This is a genomic window from Emticicia sp. GW821-FHT11C11 (assembly GCF_058808615.1).
Genome location: NZ_JBXARV010000003.1, coordinates 721,061 through 737,181, shown reverse-complemented (window position 1 = coordinate 737,181; position 16,121 = coordinate 721,061). Strand labels below are relative to the sequence as shown.

The window sequence follows — 16,121 nt, the reverse complement described above, 5'->3', positions numbered from 1 at the left end:
CCACAGGAATTGAAACTTGTCTGGACGAACCAGAATCAGAAACTTTTCCGTGTCATAATCGCACCATACAGGAATTGAAACTCATGGCTATTTTGGTATTGTGTATCAACTCTCCTGTCATAATCGCACCATACAGGAATTGAAACGTGTAAATCATGACCCAAAAGCCATTAAAAGTCATTGTCATAATCGCACCATACAGGAATTGAAACTAACTGAAAATGAAGTTTTTTAACAGAACTAATAGCGGTCATAATCGCACCATACAGGAATTGAAACTTGTCTGGACGAACCAGAATCAGAAACTTTTCCGTGTCATAATCGCACCATACAGGAATTGAAACAAGTTAGCGTTTACTCCGTAGGTGCCTCCGGATATTGGTCATAATCGCACCATACAGGAATTGAAATGCTGTATAAGCCAGTTTGTTTGTGCCTACCTCGAACGAGTCATAATCGCACCATACAGGAATTGAAATACAGTTAACTTGCCATCCTTGTTAGTGTCCATAGCTGGTCATAATCGCACCATATAGGAATTGAAACTTTTTATTTATATAATACCTGCCTCCGTGCGGGCCGGTCATAATCGCACCATATAGGAATTGAAATTACCCTTGTTGTAAAGGTCTAAAATCTGCCCCGCCTGTTACAATCGCACCATATAGGAGTTTAAACTAAATCTTAAAAATCATGAAGTATCACACGAACAAAGTTTACTTTAAAACTATTGTCACTGGAATTGAATTGATGCAGGCAAAATTTACTGTTAAAGAATTCAGTATTACAAGTGGGCAAGATCCTGATAATAAAAACAATGCAGGTGATGTTCACAACATTAATTTTAACGACGACTATTTTGGTTTCGATGTTGGAAGAAAACATTCGAAAAGCGTTGCTAAATGGTTTTCAGACAAAATTAATGGTGATCAAACCACATTTAATCATAGCCCGGGTGAGTTAAATTTTGCATTCTTAGGTACTTTAGAGGTAAAAGCGAATTTTGACGGTTATCCAGATTTGAAGGAGAATTATTTTGAATTCCCCGATATTATGTTGGCTCAGGGACATTCTTTCTTCAGTAACAATTGGTGGTTTGGGGGGGGGAATTGTAGCCACGTTGACGAATGGCTTGTTAAAGTTAAGTCAAAAGAGCTAATAATAGATAATAGCATATACAGGTTTAAGCGCGGTGGAGACGGAGCGAATGATGGAACAGCTGTAAACAAAGTAGAAATACCCTATTTTAACTTGGAAATGAAGACGATACCAGCATAAAATTCTATTGAATTGATCCGAGGAAACCCATTTTGCTAAAGTAATCCTTTATATATCTTTATTTTAGACAGGACGCGACATACGGAGCGTGCTAGAATTTTTATTGCAGTATAAGCAACTCAATAACAAAACCGAAATTGCCATTTTCGTTTTCATGGTCTCTTCAATTTTAGCTCATAATCCAAAATCCATACCAGCATTTTTATCCCCCTTCAGGGGCTAGGGGTGGTTATTTACACCCCCTTTAGGGGCCGGGGGTTTACATTCCCCCTCCGTAAATTTCGTTATCCCACGGGCTTTGGCTTCGCAGGCATTTCCGTAGGTTTTGTTATTACAACCGCACACAGGCTCGTAGATAGCATTACAAATGGTGCTGTCGCGCGGGGTTTCATTGCACAAACCCATCGAATTGGTTTTCTGATTACAACCAAAGCAAGCCAGTAATAAGGCAAATGGTATGAATGCTTTTCTAGTTTTCATGATACCTTCAGTTTTAGTCATAATCGCAAAAAAGCATACCAGCCATTGTATTCCCCTTCAGGGGCTAGGGGTAGTTATTTTTCATCCCCCTTTAGGGGCCAGGGGTGGCAGTTATGCTTCATCCCCCTTTAGGGGTTAGGGGTAGAATATACCTGAGCCAGACGCTGTGGTACTTAAAATCGGTTTCATCCAGTGCATCACGCTGATACCCGACCATCAGCCAGGGCAAGGGTTTTATACCCGCTCCGAAACGTTGCAGTTTCACCTCCCCAAACCGGAAGCCCTGCACACTGACAGCCCCATTGATGTAAAGGAAGTCTTTGTATCTGAGCGCCACATCGGTTGATAGCACATCGGCCGGACTCATCGACCCGCCGGGTTTAAAAACTCCTACCTGCAGATACGCCGTAGGTATAAATTTCAGATCACGATGCAAATAAACCGTGTATCCTCCCTGTAGAATCAGCGCGCGGTAGGCGGCATGTACCACGTCTCCCCTGTATATACCTATGGCATTGTGTGGAAACGACAAACCCACATAGTTTTCTTTATTTTTGCTCTGTAAGGCTACTCCGGCACCGTATCTAAACACCTTGCCGCCATTAAATTCAAGCGGATCATACACCCCCAGGTTCACGCCCGCAGCAAAGTTGGTATGCCTGCCTACTTCTATCTCATAGGCATAGTTGAGCCCGAGCAAATTGCCGCTTTGCTCCTGCCCGAAAACATACATGCCAAAATGGTGCTTACTTTGATACGGGTGAAAAGTACCCGCTGCCAGATACTGATAATTCTTAAATGTAAACGTATCGGCAGGGAATTTAACGGTATACTGCCCCGGCGAAAAGGACACCAGCGCATGGTTGGCAGGGGCATTTACCAACAGGGCTGCATTGGTAATCTGTTTGTCTAAATACCATTGCCTGAACTCACTGACGGTCTGTGCATGCACACCGCCCGACAGCAGTAGCAGTAGAATAAGCAATCGTTTCATGGGCTGTTTACGTATAATGCATTGTGTGATTATATGTATCAACGCAACTGCCGTTTGATTGTTATCACCCGTAAAACAATGTTATTGAATGGCAAAAGGTCACACCGGAAACCGTGATTTTTCCGGGTTCAGAAGGAAGGGAATGGTTTGTTTATTAATGAGTAGAGCCGGCAAGATTACCGGCTCTGTGCTCAATTCTCAGGCTTTTTTTACAAATTCAGATTTCAGGCGCATGGCTCCGAAACCGTCTATTTTGCAGTCAATATTATGGTCGCCGTCGGTGAGGCGTATATTTTTTACCTTAGTGCCTGCCTTTACAGGCTTGGGAGCTCCTTTAACGGGCAAGTCTTTGATTACCACCACCGAATCGCCGTCGTTCAGTTCATTACCATTGGAGTCCAGCACTTTCAATCCACTGTCTTCAGTTTCTGCTTCCGTTTCTTCGGGATTCCACTCATAAAAACATTCCGGACAAATCAACATGCCGTCGCTCGGATACACATACTCACATTTACATTTCGGACAAGGTGGAAATTCAGACATACTATTTTATTTTTCTGTTTATAGAGGAAAATACCAGACACAAAAATACGGATAATATATGGATTACTAAACAATACCCGGGCTGTAAAAAACAACCGGTAAACGAACTGCTATATCTCGTTCTCCGGCTATTAAAGCTCCCCTTTAGGGGCGGGGGGCTCTGGCATATTTTTTTTAACAGAATTCTTCATAAAACAGTATAGCCATGAAAACAACAACCATACTGACGCTGATGCCCGCACTGATGTACACAGCCAGATTCTTTAATTTATTTATGAATCCAGGCGACGGCACTTCTTATAACGGCGGAGAGGTGGACGACGAAGACATACTGGAAGACGAGAACCTGGAAGATGAGGATTTATCGGAGGAAGCCCCCGAACCACAGACAGATGCCCTCAGCTATGTAGCCAACGACCAAAAAACTCCACCCGAAAGGGAAGAATCAGAGTTTGAAGCCAATGATTTGGATGAGAAGTGAAGGAATTGTCGATTTTCGATTGCAGATTGTCGAATTGTGGTCCATTACGATGAACATTCTGTCGGCAACAAATGAAAATTATTGCCACTAAGTTCACAAAGCACACAATGTCTCACAATAAAATATCTGATTCCCTGCAATCGCTCATTCATTAATTCGACAATCTGAAATCGAAAATCGATAATTAATTAAACGCCGTTCTATATTCCAGCGGTGTCATTTTCGTTTTGCTTTTGAACAATTTATTGAATGACTGCGGATATTCAAAACCCAGAGCATACGCAATTTCGCTCACTGTCAGGTTTGATGACCCCAGCAATTCCTTTGCTTTTTCAATCAATTTGTTATGGATATGCTGCTGCGTGTTCTGTCCGGTCAGGTTTCGCAATAAATCGCTCAGGTAATTGGGCGACAGATTCAGTTGATCAGAGATATACTTCACAGTCGGCGGGCCTTTTTCTTCCATTTGTGTACCGTTAAAATAATCAGCCAGAATCGATTCCAGTTTTACCAGCAAATCACTGCTGGTGTGTTTCCGGGTTATAAACTGCCGGTTATAAAAGCGGTTAGCATAGCTCAGCAACAGCGAAATATGCGAAAGAATAATCTCCTGACTGAAATTGTCAATATTCGTATGGTATTCCTCATAAATATTTTTCAGAATCCGCTCTATCATTTTTTCTTCTTTGGGCAACAGAAGCAGCGCTTCGTTGACCGTATAATGAAAGAATCCATACTCCTTTATTTTCTGTTCCAGCGGATGCCCCCTCAAAAAATCAGGATGGATAGCGATCGACCAGCCCTCTTCAGGCATTTTGTCTTCGGCTGTCCAGCTTAGCAGTTGGTCAGGCGCAAAGAACGACATCATGCCCTGGTCATAATTATAATACTGCTGTCCATAAATGGTATGGCAGGTGCATTTGCGCTTGACAGCCACCGAATAAAACTTATTCATAAAATGCCCCGTTTCGTTGACCGCCATTCCCTTCGAATCTTCAAAGCGGGCAATGCTCATCAGCGGGTGCTGAGGAATCGGCAAACCCATCAACAAGTGTTGCGTTGCAATCGAATCAATCGTAAACAGTTTATTGGCTCTGGCTTTCATAATTAAGCTCTTTGTAGGGTAGAACGCGCGCCATCGGCAATAAATTTCGTAATCATCGAATTCGGCACGAAGTTGCACAATTTAGCAAAAATCCGGTTCATTGCGCCTGACACCACCACCAGTTTTTTAGATTTCAGACCTTTCATGGCAGTTTCGGCCACCATTTCAGGGGTTTCAATATTGGTTTTGCCGAGCAAGGCCTTCTTATCGGCTTCGTTTATATTAGCAGTTTCGAAGAATCTCGTTTCGGTAGCGCCGGGACACAACAACATAACCCTGATATTAAACGGGCGGTTCTCTTCCGCTATGGCCTCAGTAAATGATTTTACAAACATCTTGCTGGCGGCATAGGTAGCCATAAAAGGTGAAGGCAAAAAGGCCGCCATCGAGGCCACATTTACAACAGTGCCACTGTTACACGCCCGCATCAGGTTCAGGTACCGGTGGGTTAGTCCCACCAATGTTTGTATGTTCAGTTGCAGCATGGCGAATTGTTCGGGCAGGGTAAGCTGTATAAAATCTCCGGCTGTGCCGATTCCGGCATTATTTATCAGGCACTCGACCGTCAGTCCGCGCTTTTCGGTTTCTTCAAAAACCCGTAGGTCTGCTCCTGCTTCGCTTAAGTCTATAGCCATATATTGCGCCGAAATGCCGTGCTGACGGCTCAGTTTTTCGCACAGTGTTTTCAGTTTTATTTCAGAACGTGCCACCAAAAAAAGATTGTGTTTCTCGGCAGCCAGTTTTTCGGCCCAGGCCTCGCCTATTCCGCTTGATGCCCCCGTAAGCAATGTATATGTCATGATTTTTTTATTTAATTGAATACACTGCAAAGGTCGCATGCATCAACCGGATAAACAGTATCCAAACCCCTGCGCGTTGTGTCCAAAACAAGGAAGATTTTTGATTGTCGATTTTCGACGGTTCGCCGCTGCGATTGCGGATTGTCGAATTGTTTTTATAGAGCTTTTAGGATAGAAGTTATTGTGTCACATTGAGTACGTTGTGGCTGCTACATATTTGACCACAATGTATATATGTATAGAATGTTACACGATTTTTTGTTGCTACGAATAGGATGTTCGCGCCACAAATTCGACAATCTGCAATTGACAATCGACAATACAAACGTTTCATCAATCTTTCACTGCAGTTCATCAATTCTCAAAAAAACACAAATGGTAGTTTTCTAAACTTGAATAAAATTTCAGGACCTGATGAAAACGCTATTACTATTACTGACAACCTTTTGTTCATTCAATCTTTCGGGCCAAATCACGGGCAGAGTAAATACCTCCAAAGCCGCGTCTGTCCCTTTTGCCAATGTGGTGCTGTTGTCGGCTGCTGATTCAACCATCGCCGGTGGCACCAGTACCAATGAAACCGGAAATTTTCAGCTGAACCCAAACAAAACAGGCACCTTTTTTCTGCGGGTAAGCAGCATCGGGTTTCAGAATTATCAATCTGCTGCTTTCACTTTCAATGGCAGTACTTTGCCGATACCGGCCATTCAACTGTTGGAAGAAAGCCAAGCACTCAATGAAGTAAGCGTATCAGCCCGCAAGGAACTCATTCAGAACACACCGCTAGGCAAGGTAATCAATGTACAAAGCAGCCTGATGACCAAAGGCAGCAATGCCCTACAGGTGTTGGAAAGACTGCCGGGTGTGATATCCGACCGGCGAAACAACCAGTTCAGCCTGAACGGACAAGCCGGAGTAACCATCCTTTTCAATGGCCGCCGGGTACCGATGTCTATGGACGAGCTCATGAACCTGCTGGAAAGCACCCCTGCCGACAACATCGAGAAAATAGAGTTGATTACCTCTCCCACCGCTCAATACGATGCCGACGGAGGCGCAGGTATTATCAACATCGTGTTCCGAAAGAATGAAAACGAAGGCACGCGTCTTAACCTATCGGCCACTGCCGGATACGGTTACCACGAAAAAGCACAGACGTCCCTCAGTCTGTCGCATGGATTCAAAAAGGCAAGCCTAAATGCCTCTTATTCTTTCGGTCACAACCACAGTTACTCCGGTTACCGGGGGCATGGCACATCCAATTTTCCGTTTATGGGTGGTTTCAACAGTACCGAATTCGGTGGCCTGACCGACAGGAACCAGCAATCACATAACCTGAGTCTGGTGTCAGAGTTCCGACCAGATACCCGCACTACTTTCGGCACAGAGTTGTCGCTTTCGTCATCAAAAAATCATAATCTGGTGAAAATCCTGGGCGATAGAATCATGCCCGACAGCAGTTTTCTAGGTTCAACGGGTCTTTCCGACGGCACCAGCCAGCTGCAAAACCTGATTGCATCAGCCTATTTTAACCGCAAACTATCCACCCGCTCGCAGCTCAATTTTGATGCCAGCTATATTGGCTATCAAAACAACAGCCCTAACCTGATCACTTTTCGTTATTATGATGAAACCGGCACCGACATCCCTCCCACCAATCCTATTTTTAATTACGGTAATCGCGGGCAGAGCCACTCCACCATTCATGTGGGTGTGCTCAAAGCCGACTATACGTTGGAACTTAGCCCGAAACTCAGAATGGAAGCAGGTCTAAAAGCCAGCTTTACCCGCAATGCCAATGACAGCAACGTAGAGCGCAAAGTAAGCGATGTATGGGAAGTTGACCCACGCACGCAAAGCAACATTAACGGTACCGAGAAAATCATGGCTGCTTACACGCAGTTCCGCCTGATGCCCAATGCCAAATCAACCTTGCAGGCCGGGCTGCGCTATGAGTACTGGCAAAGGTCTGTCAATACCTATGCATACGCCTTTACTATTGCGCAGTTTTTCCCCTCGGTGTTGTATACGTATTCACCCAACAATCATTCAAATCTGAGTTTTAATTATAGCCGACGCATCAGTCGCCCGACTTATACTGATTTAATATCGAACCTTTTTTACAATGATGCCACCTTTGTTTTTTCAGGAAACCCGCTACTAAAACCTACCCTGACCGACGCCCTTAAAGCTGAATACAATTATAAAGGCTACAGCGCAGGACTCACATTTCAATATGATTTACACCCGATACTCCGCTATCAGATAACAGCCAATCCGCAGAACGACATCGGTGTGTCATCCCCTCAGAACCTCGACTACCAGAAAAGCATCAGCCTTTCGCTGAACGCACCATTTCAACTGGCCGCGTGGTGGAAATTGACCATAGGAAGCACCACCGCCCTGCGCCGTTACAAGATATCGTACAGTCTGAGTCCGGCAGAAAAAACCTATCTGTTTCAGAACCTCAGTTTTTCGCAGACCATCAGCCTACCGAAAAACTTTGAGATAGAACTATCCGGCTGGCAGAATTTCCCGTTCTTTGACGGAGCTAATCGTCTCAATGGTTTTGGCGTAGTGAACCTGGGCATCGCCAAAAAACTAAAAGGCGACAAAGGCACGTTTCAGCTATCCATGCCCGATGTTTTCCAGACTTTCTCTATTTACACGCACATTGGCATTGTCACGCCAATCGCCTTTCAAATCAGAAGCGAGTCGAACTATAAAGATGAAACTGCATTCTACAGGGTTATCCGACTGACCTACTCACGCAGTTTCGGAAAAAACGCAAAGAGTATTAATAGAAATACGGATAATGAAGAAAGAGAGCGGGTGAGGTAGAAATTTTTTATAAAAATTTCTACTCCTTTTTCAAGGAGGGGTGAGGGCGTATCAAAAAAAATTCTCACTAAATAATCTTTGGTAAAAAACCCCATCCCGACCTTCCCCAACAGTGGGGAAGGAGTTAAAAGTCTCTCTCCCCACTGTTGGGGAGAGAGATTTAGAGAGTGGGGTTGTATTAACATCAAATATTATTTGGCTTCATTGGGTTTTTGACACACGCATGGGGTGGTTGAGGCCTATAAAATAGCGTTGAACCAAATCACCCCCTACTTCACAAACTCCACATTCTCCTCTGCCTTAATCCGCTCCCATTCCAGTTCGGCATTGGCTACAAGGCCCGATTTTTCAATAGCCGTTTTCTGCGACAACAACGCCTTGCCTCCGTTGGCACTTTGCATGTTTCTCACTGCGCTGTCGAGGTCATTAATCAGGTAAGGAGTAATCTCCGGCCGGATATCCATTGCCCCCAATGTTATTTTTAGTTCAGGTTTCAACCAGCCGATATACGCTTTCACAAGGCTGATGCGGCGTTGCAGGTACTCATCAAAAACCTCGCGTTTTTCCTGCACTTTCAGATGTGCATCCATAAACAGCATCTGAAGTGCCACACCTGATATCCCCTGCTTCAGGTCTTTCAGGGTATCAAACGAAATATCCGGTGTCTGGGTAAACGAATAAATCACCTTAAAGAGCGTCTGGATTTCTAACCTGACCGACTCCGGTGCATGGTCCCAACTGAGGTACGAGGCCTTAGAGCCCTTTTCTCCCTGTATAATCGCTCCGGACTCCCCTTTTTTCACAAAGCCCTCAATCTCTCCCTCAATAAAAATCTTGGGGTTGCCGTGGTAATCGTTAGTATCGGCAAAATTACTCAGCAGGTGCTCCAGCCGCTCAATAGCGGTCTGCACATCTGCCCAGTCCGACTGCTCTTCCCGGGCAAAAACTACCGGAATCTTCCCGATGCTGTTAATGCCAGACTCCCGCTCCTGCCAGCCATCGTCCGTTTTCTCAAAAAGCTTGTATTCCTCGTCAGTATATACCTCAAAGTGCGCTACCTCCTTACCATTCTGAAACACACCATACCCACGGCAAAAGGCAATCATGTCGCCGTAGCTGTCAAAGCAGGGATACAGTTCGTCGCCATCCCAGGGGCTCAGTTTCATTGTTTTTATTCTGTAGGGGGTCTCAAAACCATAATCGTTGTGTTTACGGTCTGTGCTTTCGCCACTCACAAACCATACCTCGGCCACAGTCGTAGCCCTCAACAAATCACGTGCGATTTTCCTGTTAAAGCTATCGATTTTGTTATGCTGAAGTACTTTTCTTACCAGATTCAAGGCCTGTGTCTCGGCCTCATTTCCGGTCTGACAAAGTAGCTTCACCGGATTCCCGAAAAGAAACGCCACCGACGCCCCCACTATTTTTTTCTGGATGGGCAACCCCAGCCGGTTCACGGCATCCCAGCGTTCAAAGCTGCCGTCTTCCTTCAGCACCTTGCGGTCAGGGCGTTTGTGCAGATCAAACACAGGGTGCTCGGCCACCTGATACTGTGCTTTCAGTTCGTCGATTTCAGGTTGTTCTATGGCACCTTTGAAGAATTTAACCGATGCCTCAATGTCGTCAGTTTCCGTAATTTCAAATACTTTCATGTAAGTTGTGTTTTTTCAGTAAATATAAAAAATTTATGCTTACAATGTAAGCATTGTTAGAAAATAATAATTACCCAATCCGTCAGGTTTTGGCAGCAACGCACATACCTCTTTACTCCCCTGAAACAAACCATAGGAGACCGATAACTCAAAAAACAAACCGATAAATAAGCACATCATTGGGTTCAACCACAATACACTCAAATTCAGCATAGAATTACCGGACACATTTAATCTTCTTTTTGAAAAAATGAAAAAATTAACAAAGAAAAGGTTCAGTTCTATCTACAAAGAGTTGAGTAGAATAAGAGGAGTGAATTATGTTGATATTGGTTTCAAAGAAATCAATGGTGAAATTGATATGGAACAAATAGCTCTAAGAGTGCATGTGATCAGGAAACGATCTACATCAGAAATTCTACCCAATGAAATAATTCCTTCGCAGATAGACGGGATTCCGACAGACATAATAGAAAACACATGGGTAAATGACGCCAATCCATTACAGCAGCGCTTTAATGATCTGCAAGGAGGAATCCAGATTTTTAACCCTGCATTAAATATGGCCGGAACACTTGGCGGTATCTTTGAAGAAGTCGGAACAGGTAATTTACTTGGCCTGACCGCTGCGCATAATTTAAAAGAAGGCTCTGTCGGAGCCATTGGAGATAGAATTTATCAACCATTTCCGGGTGCTAATGATTTGATAGGCACTACCCATTCTATCTATTTACCCTTAGATGCAGGCACTATATTATTGAATGGTAACCGGAATCAACTACTGGGCCGGATATTTCATGACAATGTTTCGACACTCATTCAAAGAATCATACCTCCTGCGCACGGTATGTCTGTTTTCAAAGTCGGATGCGTAACTGAATCTACCTATGGAATAATAGACGGCGAGTCACCAGACACATTTACAATTACATTAAGAAGTACAGACAACCCACCTTTAAGCGATTTCGGTGATTCCGGAGCGCTGTGGATTGACACCAACACCGGTTGCGCAGTAGGCTTGCACATACAGGGGAACCCTATCACGCGTAGAAGAGCAAAAGCATCAAAATTGACTGAAGTATTCTCAAAATTACATTTAAACACTAATCTCACTTTACTAGCATGAAAAATCTCATTTTCACAACCATTTTATTTCTTTACGTCACCATTCTTGCTCAAAGCCAAACGTATGATAGCAAAACTGGTCTGCTTATCATTGACCTTGCCCAGACAAAACAGAATCTAAAAATTAAAATTACGCCTAAGAAAGAGCTAAAAATAAGGATAGAGAACCTTTTGCCTTTTACAAAGTATACAATTATTGCAGAAAAAACACAAGAAAGAGTTCCTCCTATTAATCTTGACGACTTTATGACTAAACAAGGCCGACCTTTGGGTGCAGATCAATGTACAATCGACCTTGAAAAACTTCTAACAAACGTATACAAATCTACTACTGAAATAAAACTGGGTGAAAATTGGCGTGAATTGAAGAAAAAAATTCATGAGTGCGGCGGAGAAAATGCAATACGCGATCCATCCATAAAGCAGAGTCTTTCTTTTATTAAGGGGCTTACTCAAAAAGAGTTTTCATTAAGTGAATTAGGCTCAGGTAATGATGCCTTGTTAATTGGTGAAAAAATCACATTGACAATCATCAGAGAAGCTACCCCCGGTTTAAGTATCACAAAGGAAGATTTTAAACCATTTGAAATATCCGGAGGTTCTAAAGGAACCTGGGAAACCAACTATGGTTTTTCTTTCAATACAACTGCATTTGGCAAAAACAAAGAGTATTACTCAAAAGCTGATACCGGCAGCACTTATCTGATAACTGAAAAAGGAAGCAAAGTTGGATTGGGAAATGTGTATCCCACCGTATTCCTGACATATTATCCGCAAAAACGAATACTTGACCCTGTATTCGTAGGATTCACATCCGGCCTGGGATCAAATCTGGATGATATTTCAATTTTTATAGCTCCCAGTTTAGTGATAGAGCAGAACGTGCTGATAAGCTGCGGTGTAAGCCTGACTAAATCGCTGGCACTGAAAGGTGAATACAATGTAAATCAGAGAATAAAAGAAAATCTCAATTCCGACCAGTTGCATAGCAACACCTACAGGCCTAATTTATTCTTCAGTATATCCTACCGATTCAATAAAAGCCCGTTCAAAAAAGCAAGTGACGCAGAAGAGTAAGAATTACAACCTTTCCAGCAGCTATATACGCCAACACTCATGCATGACTCCCAGTCTCTTTTCAATAAGAGGGTGGGAGTTTTAGTATTACACAACAGAAGACACTTCATCCTCTCCTATTAGAAATAAAATACATCTTCCTGTTACCATTTTCATGCTGTTAGTATTAAATGCCTGAAAGAACACCGGCACTAAAGAAGAGTCTAGTGATGTAAGAGAACCCATTCATGATGGCTGTTTAGAGCTAGACATTTCACTCAAAAACGATTAATCTTTTATATAAAATAAACAACTAAAATAAGCAATTATGAAAAAAATAGTATTCGTCTGTATATCAGCTTTTTTCTTATTTGTTGGCTGTGAGCGCAATAAAGAAATTACGCCAGCCAGCATCAACCCGGCGGATGTTAATTTGCTAAGCAAATTTTTAAAGATGCCTCAGGGTACTGAGATATTGAATGGTGAAATACCAGCCACAACAAGTGGACAAAACGTGCCAGTAATTACTAATTTTGGAAATTCATCTGTTACAACCAGTAATGGTGGTACTACAGCTTTGACCGTTAATATTTCTAATCAGGGTGGGGGCATTCAGGGGTACTACGTTCAATTAGAAGGCTCTAATATATACTTTAAAGTGCCTTATACTGCTTCAACAGACAATCCCAATATCATAAACATTCCATTAGGTATTCCGACCATGACCGAGAATGGTTCGTTTTGTGTCAATATATGTGTTTATGATCGCAGCAACCGAATAAGCAGGATTGTACGCCAATGTGTTGATGTACTAAAATTGGGTTCAGGGTCTTTGCAGGTTAATCTTACCTGGAATACCAACTATACAGATATAGATTTGCATGTGTTAGATCCTAGTGGAACAGAAATATACTATATGAATGATTATTCTAGTACGGGAGGACAATTAGATAGAGATGATATTGACGGATTTGGGCCTGAAAATATTTTCTGGCTGGGCACCGCACCCGATGGTCAATACAAGGTATGGATAGAGTATTATTCTGGTTATACATCAACTACCAGCTATGTTACAATCAATGTGCCGGGAGCAAGTAAATCTTTCCAAACTACGATGACAAGCGAAGGACAGCGCAAAGATATCGTAACAATTACTAAAAGAGGAGATACTTATACTTTCTGACAAAAAACCAATTCATAATTTTAATAAAACCGGGTAAGTACTTTCAAAATTCGGATTTTATTCACTCCACTGTATCAACGAAATGTGCAATTAACGCTAAAGCCCGACAAAATCGGGCTTTAGCGTCTAAAATAGATATTTTGACGTTTCTTTCTTATCAAGGCTTACAATCACTAAATCGCTCATCAAATAATAATAGTTCTGCAACTGGTTTACATATTCATTTTTCCCTCTTCCCTCCATTTTTTATCTTCTTCTTTCTGTAATTCCAACAATTCGACAATCCGAAATCGAAAATCGACAATTTCAAAAAAGGTTCCCCAAATTCTTCACTTGTCTACTCATCCGCACCGGATAAAACGTATTCGCTAAAGCGTCAAAGGCATCCGTTGAGCGGCCGAGGCGTTTTCTGATTTCATCCTTCGGTTCAATAATCACAGACCCGTTACTCTGAAACTTCCACCGTATTTCGGTAGCCTCTTCCGTTAGTCCGAATCCCGGCGGCAGCATAGCCTGCTGATTATTCCGGGGATCCAACCAGTCGCGCACTGCCCAGAACAGATACGCCCGCATATTAGCAAAAGTATACTGGCCCGTCAGGTCAGTCAGTTTCTCTCCACGCTCATCTGTGGCTGCCTCACTATACTTGCATGAAAACGCCCTCGACCTGTAACCGACCTCCCCTATACGTGCATATACCCCTGCCCCCTCACCAATGGTGTCTATCAAGCTTATCGCCCGGGCATCCTGCTCCAGAACCGCGGCAACCTTTCCTGCCACTTTCATGTGGTCGGCGGCACCACCACTGTTGCTCATTTCAAACTGCTTCACAATATTACCGTAGCGATAACAATACACGGTGCTATCGCGCCCCATACCGGCCACATCCACCCCCAGGCGCAGCGGCTCAGGATAATTAGATTCCAATCCATGCGACTGGTGGTACTCCACCCAGCGTTTCTGTGCCAGTTCAATCCACACTTCGGGTATCAGGCTATCTTCCGATACCTTCGGGAAACGCCCCAGCACTTTTTTACGGAAATTATCCTCCGGCCGGTACCACACACCCTCAAACTGAAAATCGTCCAGCGTTTCATTATAATCCTGCTCCTGTATGCGTGTGCACCAGTTTTCAATCTTGTCTTTCACCCAGAGGTAATCTACCTGTCCGGGTATCACCACCTGCTTTTGCAGCACATTAGGAGCCGTCAACGAATTGAGTCGGAATTTCTCCCATCGTTCTCCTTTCTGGCTTCTGGCCGCATAGCCAATAGTGGTATTGGGATTAAATACAATCAATATGCGTGAATTCCCTTGCAGATTCCCTTCGATAGCCACAAAGGTATCATCCAGAATGCCCGACGCCTCGGTTACCACAAACATGGTATTAACCGCATGAAACCCCGACCACGACTCGTGCCGGTGAGGATCAGCCCTGAAAGCCGTCAGGAACCATTCTTCATAATCTGTCCGGATATCAAAGGTTGTCAGCTTACCCGGCAAATCAATGCCGCGGCTGCGGGCACGGTTAAACAAACGGGCTATTTCCGGCACGCAGATGTTCTTCACCTGTCGCTCGGTGGGGGCGGTCATGGCCACTTTGGTATTGGCTATCAAATCACCCTTTTCGTTCCACCTGGGGGTCAGGTACATAAAACAGATGGCCGCCACGGCTGCCACAAAATCTTTACCCCGTGCCGTGCCAGAAGCCACACTGGTACGTGGATGCACCTGCACCGACCGCAGGATAGCCTCCTGCTCGACATCCAGATGTACCCCCAGCGCCTCACGCGCAAACAAACACCAATCCTGTCGCCACGCTATAACCCTGGCCTTAGCGGCCAGTTCATAGTTTTCATTCATCGTCATCCCCTGCTGATGTTTCTTTCAGAAAATCAAAAAAACCTCTGTTTAAACTTTCTCCACTCGTCGTATGATCCTTTTTATCGACCAGACCCAGTTTGCGGGCTATAATATTTGCATTGAGCAGCCCGGCCGCTACTCCCTCAAACTGCTGATTATCTATAATCTGCCGTATACGGGCAGCCGTAGATTTAAAATCATCCCGCTCTTCGTAGGTTTTAAAAGCAGTCAGGCTGATATCGATATAATTGCAAAGCCCCTCTAAGGTGAACGGTCTCACCCGTTTGATTTCAGCCGGAACAGGTCTGCCCTGATGCTGAAATACCTTTTCTTCCAGCAATGGATTATCGATGCACCACTTGAAATAATCATTGCAGGCGTCAATCAGGGCTTTCGGGGTCTTGAATACCCTGTCATGTCCGGTTTTCGACCGTAGTTGGTAGTATTCTTTTTCAGTCATGCGGATTCATTTAATAACAAATATAACAATTTACACTTACAATATAAGCATAAACCAAAGAAAAATATAATAAGTAATGGCACCCTAAAAAGATGGAAAAGCGGCATTATCCTGAAAAAAGGGTATTGGTAAATCAATAATTTTTTACAGACATTTTTTGACAATCAGAGGGTAATTCTCTTACTTTGAGCAGTAATAGACATTATCTATAAAATAAATAGACAATTAACAAAAACATAAACTCTCCTTAACAATTAAGA

The 16,121-nt window shown here is 43.5% G+C and carries 14 protein-coding genes; 6 read left to right on the top strand and 8 right to left on the bottom strand.

The window, feature by feature from the left end:
- Positions 1–693 precede the first annotated feature (693 nt).
- A complete protein-coding gene (locus tag AC1RRY_RS18230) occupies positions 694–1,278 on the top strand; it encodes a hypothetical protein (protein ID WP_492821951.1) in 585 nt (194 codons plus the stop codon).
- Between the two features lie 219 nt (positions 1,279–1,497).
- Here the strand turns inward: AC1RRY_RS18230 and AC1RRY_RS18225 are convergent, their stop codons facing one another.
- The 3 genes from AC1RRY_RS18225 to AC1RRY_RS18215 all read right to left on the bottom strand — a co-directional run bounded on the left by AC1RRY_RS18225 (position 1,498) and on the right by AC1RRY_RS18215 (position 3,295).
- Positions 1,498–1,758: a Kazal-type serine protease inhibitor family protein gene (locus AC1RRY_RS18225; RefSeq protein WP_492821953.1), complete on the bottom strand. Its 261-nt coding sequence runs from the start codon at positions 1,756–1,758 to the stop codon at positions 1,498–1,500.
- A 118-nt stretch (positions 1,759–1,876) separates the two neighbouring features.
- The gene (locus tag AC1RRY_RS18220) at positions 1,877–2,752 is read right to left on the bottom strand and encodes a PorP/SprF family type IX secretion system membrane protein (RefSeq protein WP_492821955.1); all 876 of its coding nucleotides are present in this window, start codon (positions 2,750–2,752) and stop codon (positions 1,877–1,879) included.
- A 198-nt stretch (positions 2,753–2,950) separates the two neighbouring features.
- A complete protein-coding gene (locus AC1RRY_RS18215) occupies positions 2,951–3,295 on the bottom strand; it encodes a zinc ribbon domain-containing protein YjdM (protein WP_492821957.1) in 345 nt (114 codons plus the stop codon).
- 205 nt (positions 3,296–3,500) lie between these two features.
- On the opposite strand from AC1RRY_RS18215, the gene AC1RRY_RS18210 reads away from it, so the two are divergent.
- Positions 3,501–3,776, top strand: coding sequence for a hypothetical protein (locus tag AC1RRY_RS18210; RefSeq protein ID WP_492821959.1), 276 nt, complete (start codon positions 3,501–3,503; stop codon positions 3,774–3,776).
- A gap of 184 nt (positions 3,777–3,960) precedes the next feature.
- On the opposite strand, the gene AC1RRY_RS18205 is transcribed toward AC1RRY_RS18210, so the two are convergent.
- Both AC1RRY_RS18205 and AC1RRY_RS18200 read right to left on the bottom strand, forming a co-directional pair.
- On the bottom strand, positions 3,961–4,881 hold the full coding sequence (locus tag AC1RRY_RS18205) for a helix-turn-helix domain-containing protein (RefSeq protein ID WP_492821961.1): 921 nt from the start codon (positions 4,879–4,881) through the stop codon (positions 3,961–3,963).
- Between the two features lie 2 nt (positions 4,882–4,883).
- Positions 4,884–5,681 carry an SDR family NAD(P)-dependent oxidoreductase gene (locus tag AC1RRY_RS18200; protein WP_492821962.1) on the bottom strand — a complete coding sequence of 266 codons (798 nt, stop codon included), beginning with the start codon at positions 5,679–5,681 and terminating at the stop codon, positions 4,884–4,886.
- Between the two features lie 414 nt (positions 5,682–6,095).
- Between AC1RRY_RS18200 and AC1RRY_RS18195 the strand changes: the two genes are divergently transcribed.
- Positions 6,096–8,522: a TonB-dependent receptor domain-containing protein gene (locus tag AC1RRY_RS18195; protein WP_492821963.1), complete on the top strand. Its 2,427-nt coding sequence runs from the start codon at positions 6,096–6,098 to the stop codon at positions 8,520–8,522.
- 269 nt (positions 8,523–8,791) lie between these two features.
- Here the strand turns inward: AC1RRY_RS18195 and AC1RRY_RS18190 are convergent, their stop codons facing one another.
- Complete coding sequence (locus tag AC1RRY_RS18190) at positions 8,792–10,174, bottom strand: phage portal protein (protein WP_492821965.1); 1,383 nt, start codon at positions 10,172–10,174, stop codon at positions 8,792–8,794.
- 250 nt (positions 10,175–10,424) lie between these two features.
- On the opposite strand from AC1RRY_RS18190, the gene AC1RRY_RS18185 reads away from it, so the two are divergent.
- The 3 genes from AC1RRY_RS18185 to AC1RRY_RS18175 all read left to right on the top strand — a co-directional run bounded on the left by AC1RRY_RS18185 (position 10,425) and on the right by AC1RRY_RS18175 (position 13,538).
- Positions 10,425–11,300, top strand: coding sequence for a chymotrypsin family serine protease (locus AC1RRY_RS18185; protein ID WP_492821967.1), 876 nt, complete (start codon positions 10,425–10,427; stop codon positions 11,298–11,300).
- Positions 11,297–12,376, top strand: coding sequence for a hypothetical protein (locus AC1RRY_RS18180; protein ID WP_492821969.1), 1,080 nt, complete (start codon positions 11,297–11,299; stop codon positions 12,374–12,376). The genes AC1RRY_RS18185 and AC1RRY_RS18180 overlap by 4 nt, the downstream gene beginning before the upstream one ends.
- A gap of 433 nt (positions 12,377–12,809) precedes the next feature.
- On the top strand, positions 12,810–13,538 hold the full coding sequence (locus tag AC1RRY_RS18175) for a YfaP family protein (protein WP_492821971.1): 729 nt from the start codon (positions 12,810–12,812) through the stop codon (positions 13,536–13,538).
- A gap of 306 nt (positions 13,539–13,844) precedes the next feature.
- Here the strand turns inward: AC1RRY_RS18175 and AC1RRY_RS18170 are convergent, their stop codons facing one another.
- Both AC1RRY_RS18170 and AC1RRY_RS18165 read right to left on the bottom strand, forming a co-directional pair.
- Positions 13,845–15,401 (bottom strand): hypothetical protein, encoded by a 1,557-nt coding sequence (locus tag AC1RRY_RS18170; RefSeq protein WP_492821973.1) that lies wholly within the window; start codon positions 15,399–15,401, stop codon positions 13,845–13,847.
- Positions 15,394–15,861 carry a terminase small subunit gene (locus tag AC1RRY_RS18165; RefSeq protein ID WP_492821975.1) on the bottom strand — a complete coding sequence of 156 codons (468 nt, stop codon included), beginning with the start codon at positions 15,859–15,861 and terminating at the stop codon, positions 15,394–15,396. Before AC1RRY_RS18165 ends, AC1RRY_RS18170 begins: the two co-directional genes overlap by 8 nt.
- Between the last annotated feature and the right edge of the window lie 260 nt (positions 15,862–16,121).

Coding starts and splice junctions, on each gene's coding strand:
- AC1RRY_RS18230 (WP_492821951.1), top strand. CDS start 694: ATGAAGTATCACACGAACAAAGTTTACTTTAAAACTATTGTCACTGGA.
- AC1RRY_RS18225 (WP_492821953.1), bottom strand. CDS start 1,758: ATGAAAACTAGAAAAGCATTCATACCATTTGCCTTATTACTGGCTTGC.
- AC1RRY_RS18220 (WP_492821955.1), bottom strand. CDS start 2,752: ATGAAACGATTGCTTATTCTACTGCTACTGCTGTCGGGCGGTGTGCAT.
- AC1RRY_RS18215 (WP_492821957.1), bottom strand. CDS start 3,295: ATGTCTGAATTTCCACCTTGTCCGAAATGTAAATGTGAGTATGTGTAT.
- AC1RRY_RS18210 (WP_492821959.1), top strand. CDS start 3,501: ATGAAAACAACAACCATACTGACGCTGATGCCCGCACTGATGTACACA.
- AC1RRY_RS18205 (WP_492821961.1), bottom strand. CDS start 4,881: ATGAAAGCCAGAGCCAATAAACTGTTTACGATTGATTCGATTGCAACG.
- AC1RRY_RS18200 (WP_492821962.1), bottom strand. CDS start 5,681: ATGACATATACATTGCTTACGGGGGCATCAAGCGGAATAGGCGAGGCC.
- AC1RRY_RS18195 (WP_492821963.1), top strand. CDS start 6,096: ATGAAAACGCTATTACTATTACTGACAACCTTTTGTTCATTCAATCTT.
- AC1RRY_RS18190 (WP_492821965.1), bottom strand. CDS start 10,174: ATGAAAGTATTTGAAATTACGGAAACTGACGACATTGAGGCATCGGTT.
- AC1RRY_RS18185 (WP_492821967.1), top strand. CDS start 10,425: ATGAAAAAATTAACAAAGAAAAGGTTCAGTTCTATCTACAAAGAGTTG.
- AC1RRY_RS18180 (WP_492821969.1), top strand. CDS start 11,297: ATGAAAAATCTCATTTTCACAACCATTTTATTTCTTTACGTCACCATT.
- AC1RRY_RS18175 (WP_492821971.1), top strand. CDS start 12,810: ATGCCTCAGGGTACTGAGATATTGAATGGTGAAATACCAGCCACAACA.
- AC1RRY_RS18170 (WP_492821973.1), bottom strand. CDS start 15,401: ATGAATGAAAACTATGAACTGGCCGCTAAGGCCAGGGTTATAGCGTGG.
- AC1RRY_RS18165 (WP_492821975.1), bottom strand. CDS start 15,861: ATGACTGAAAAAGAATACTACCAACTACGGTCGAAAACCGGACATGAC.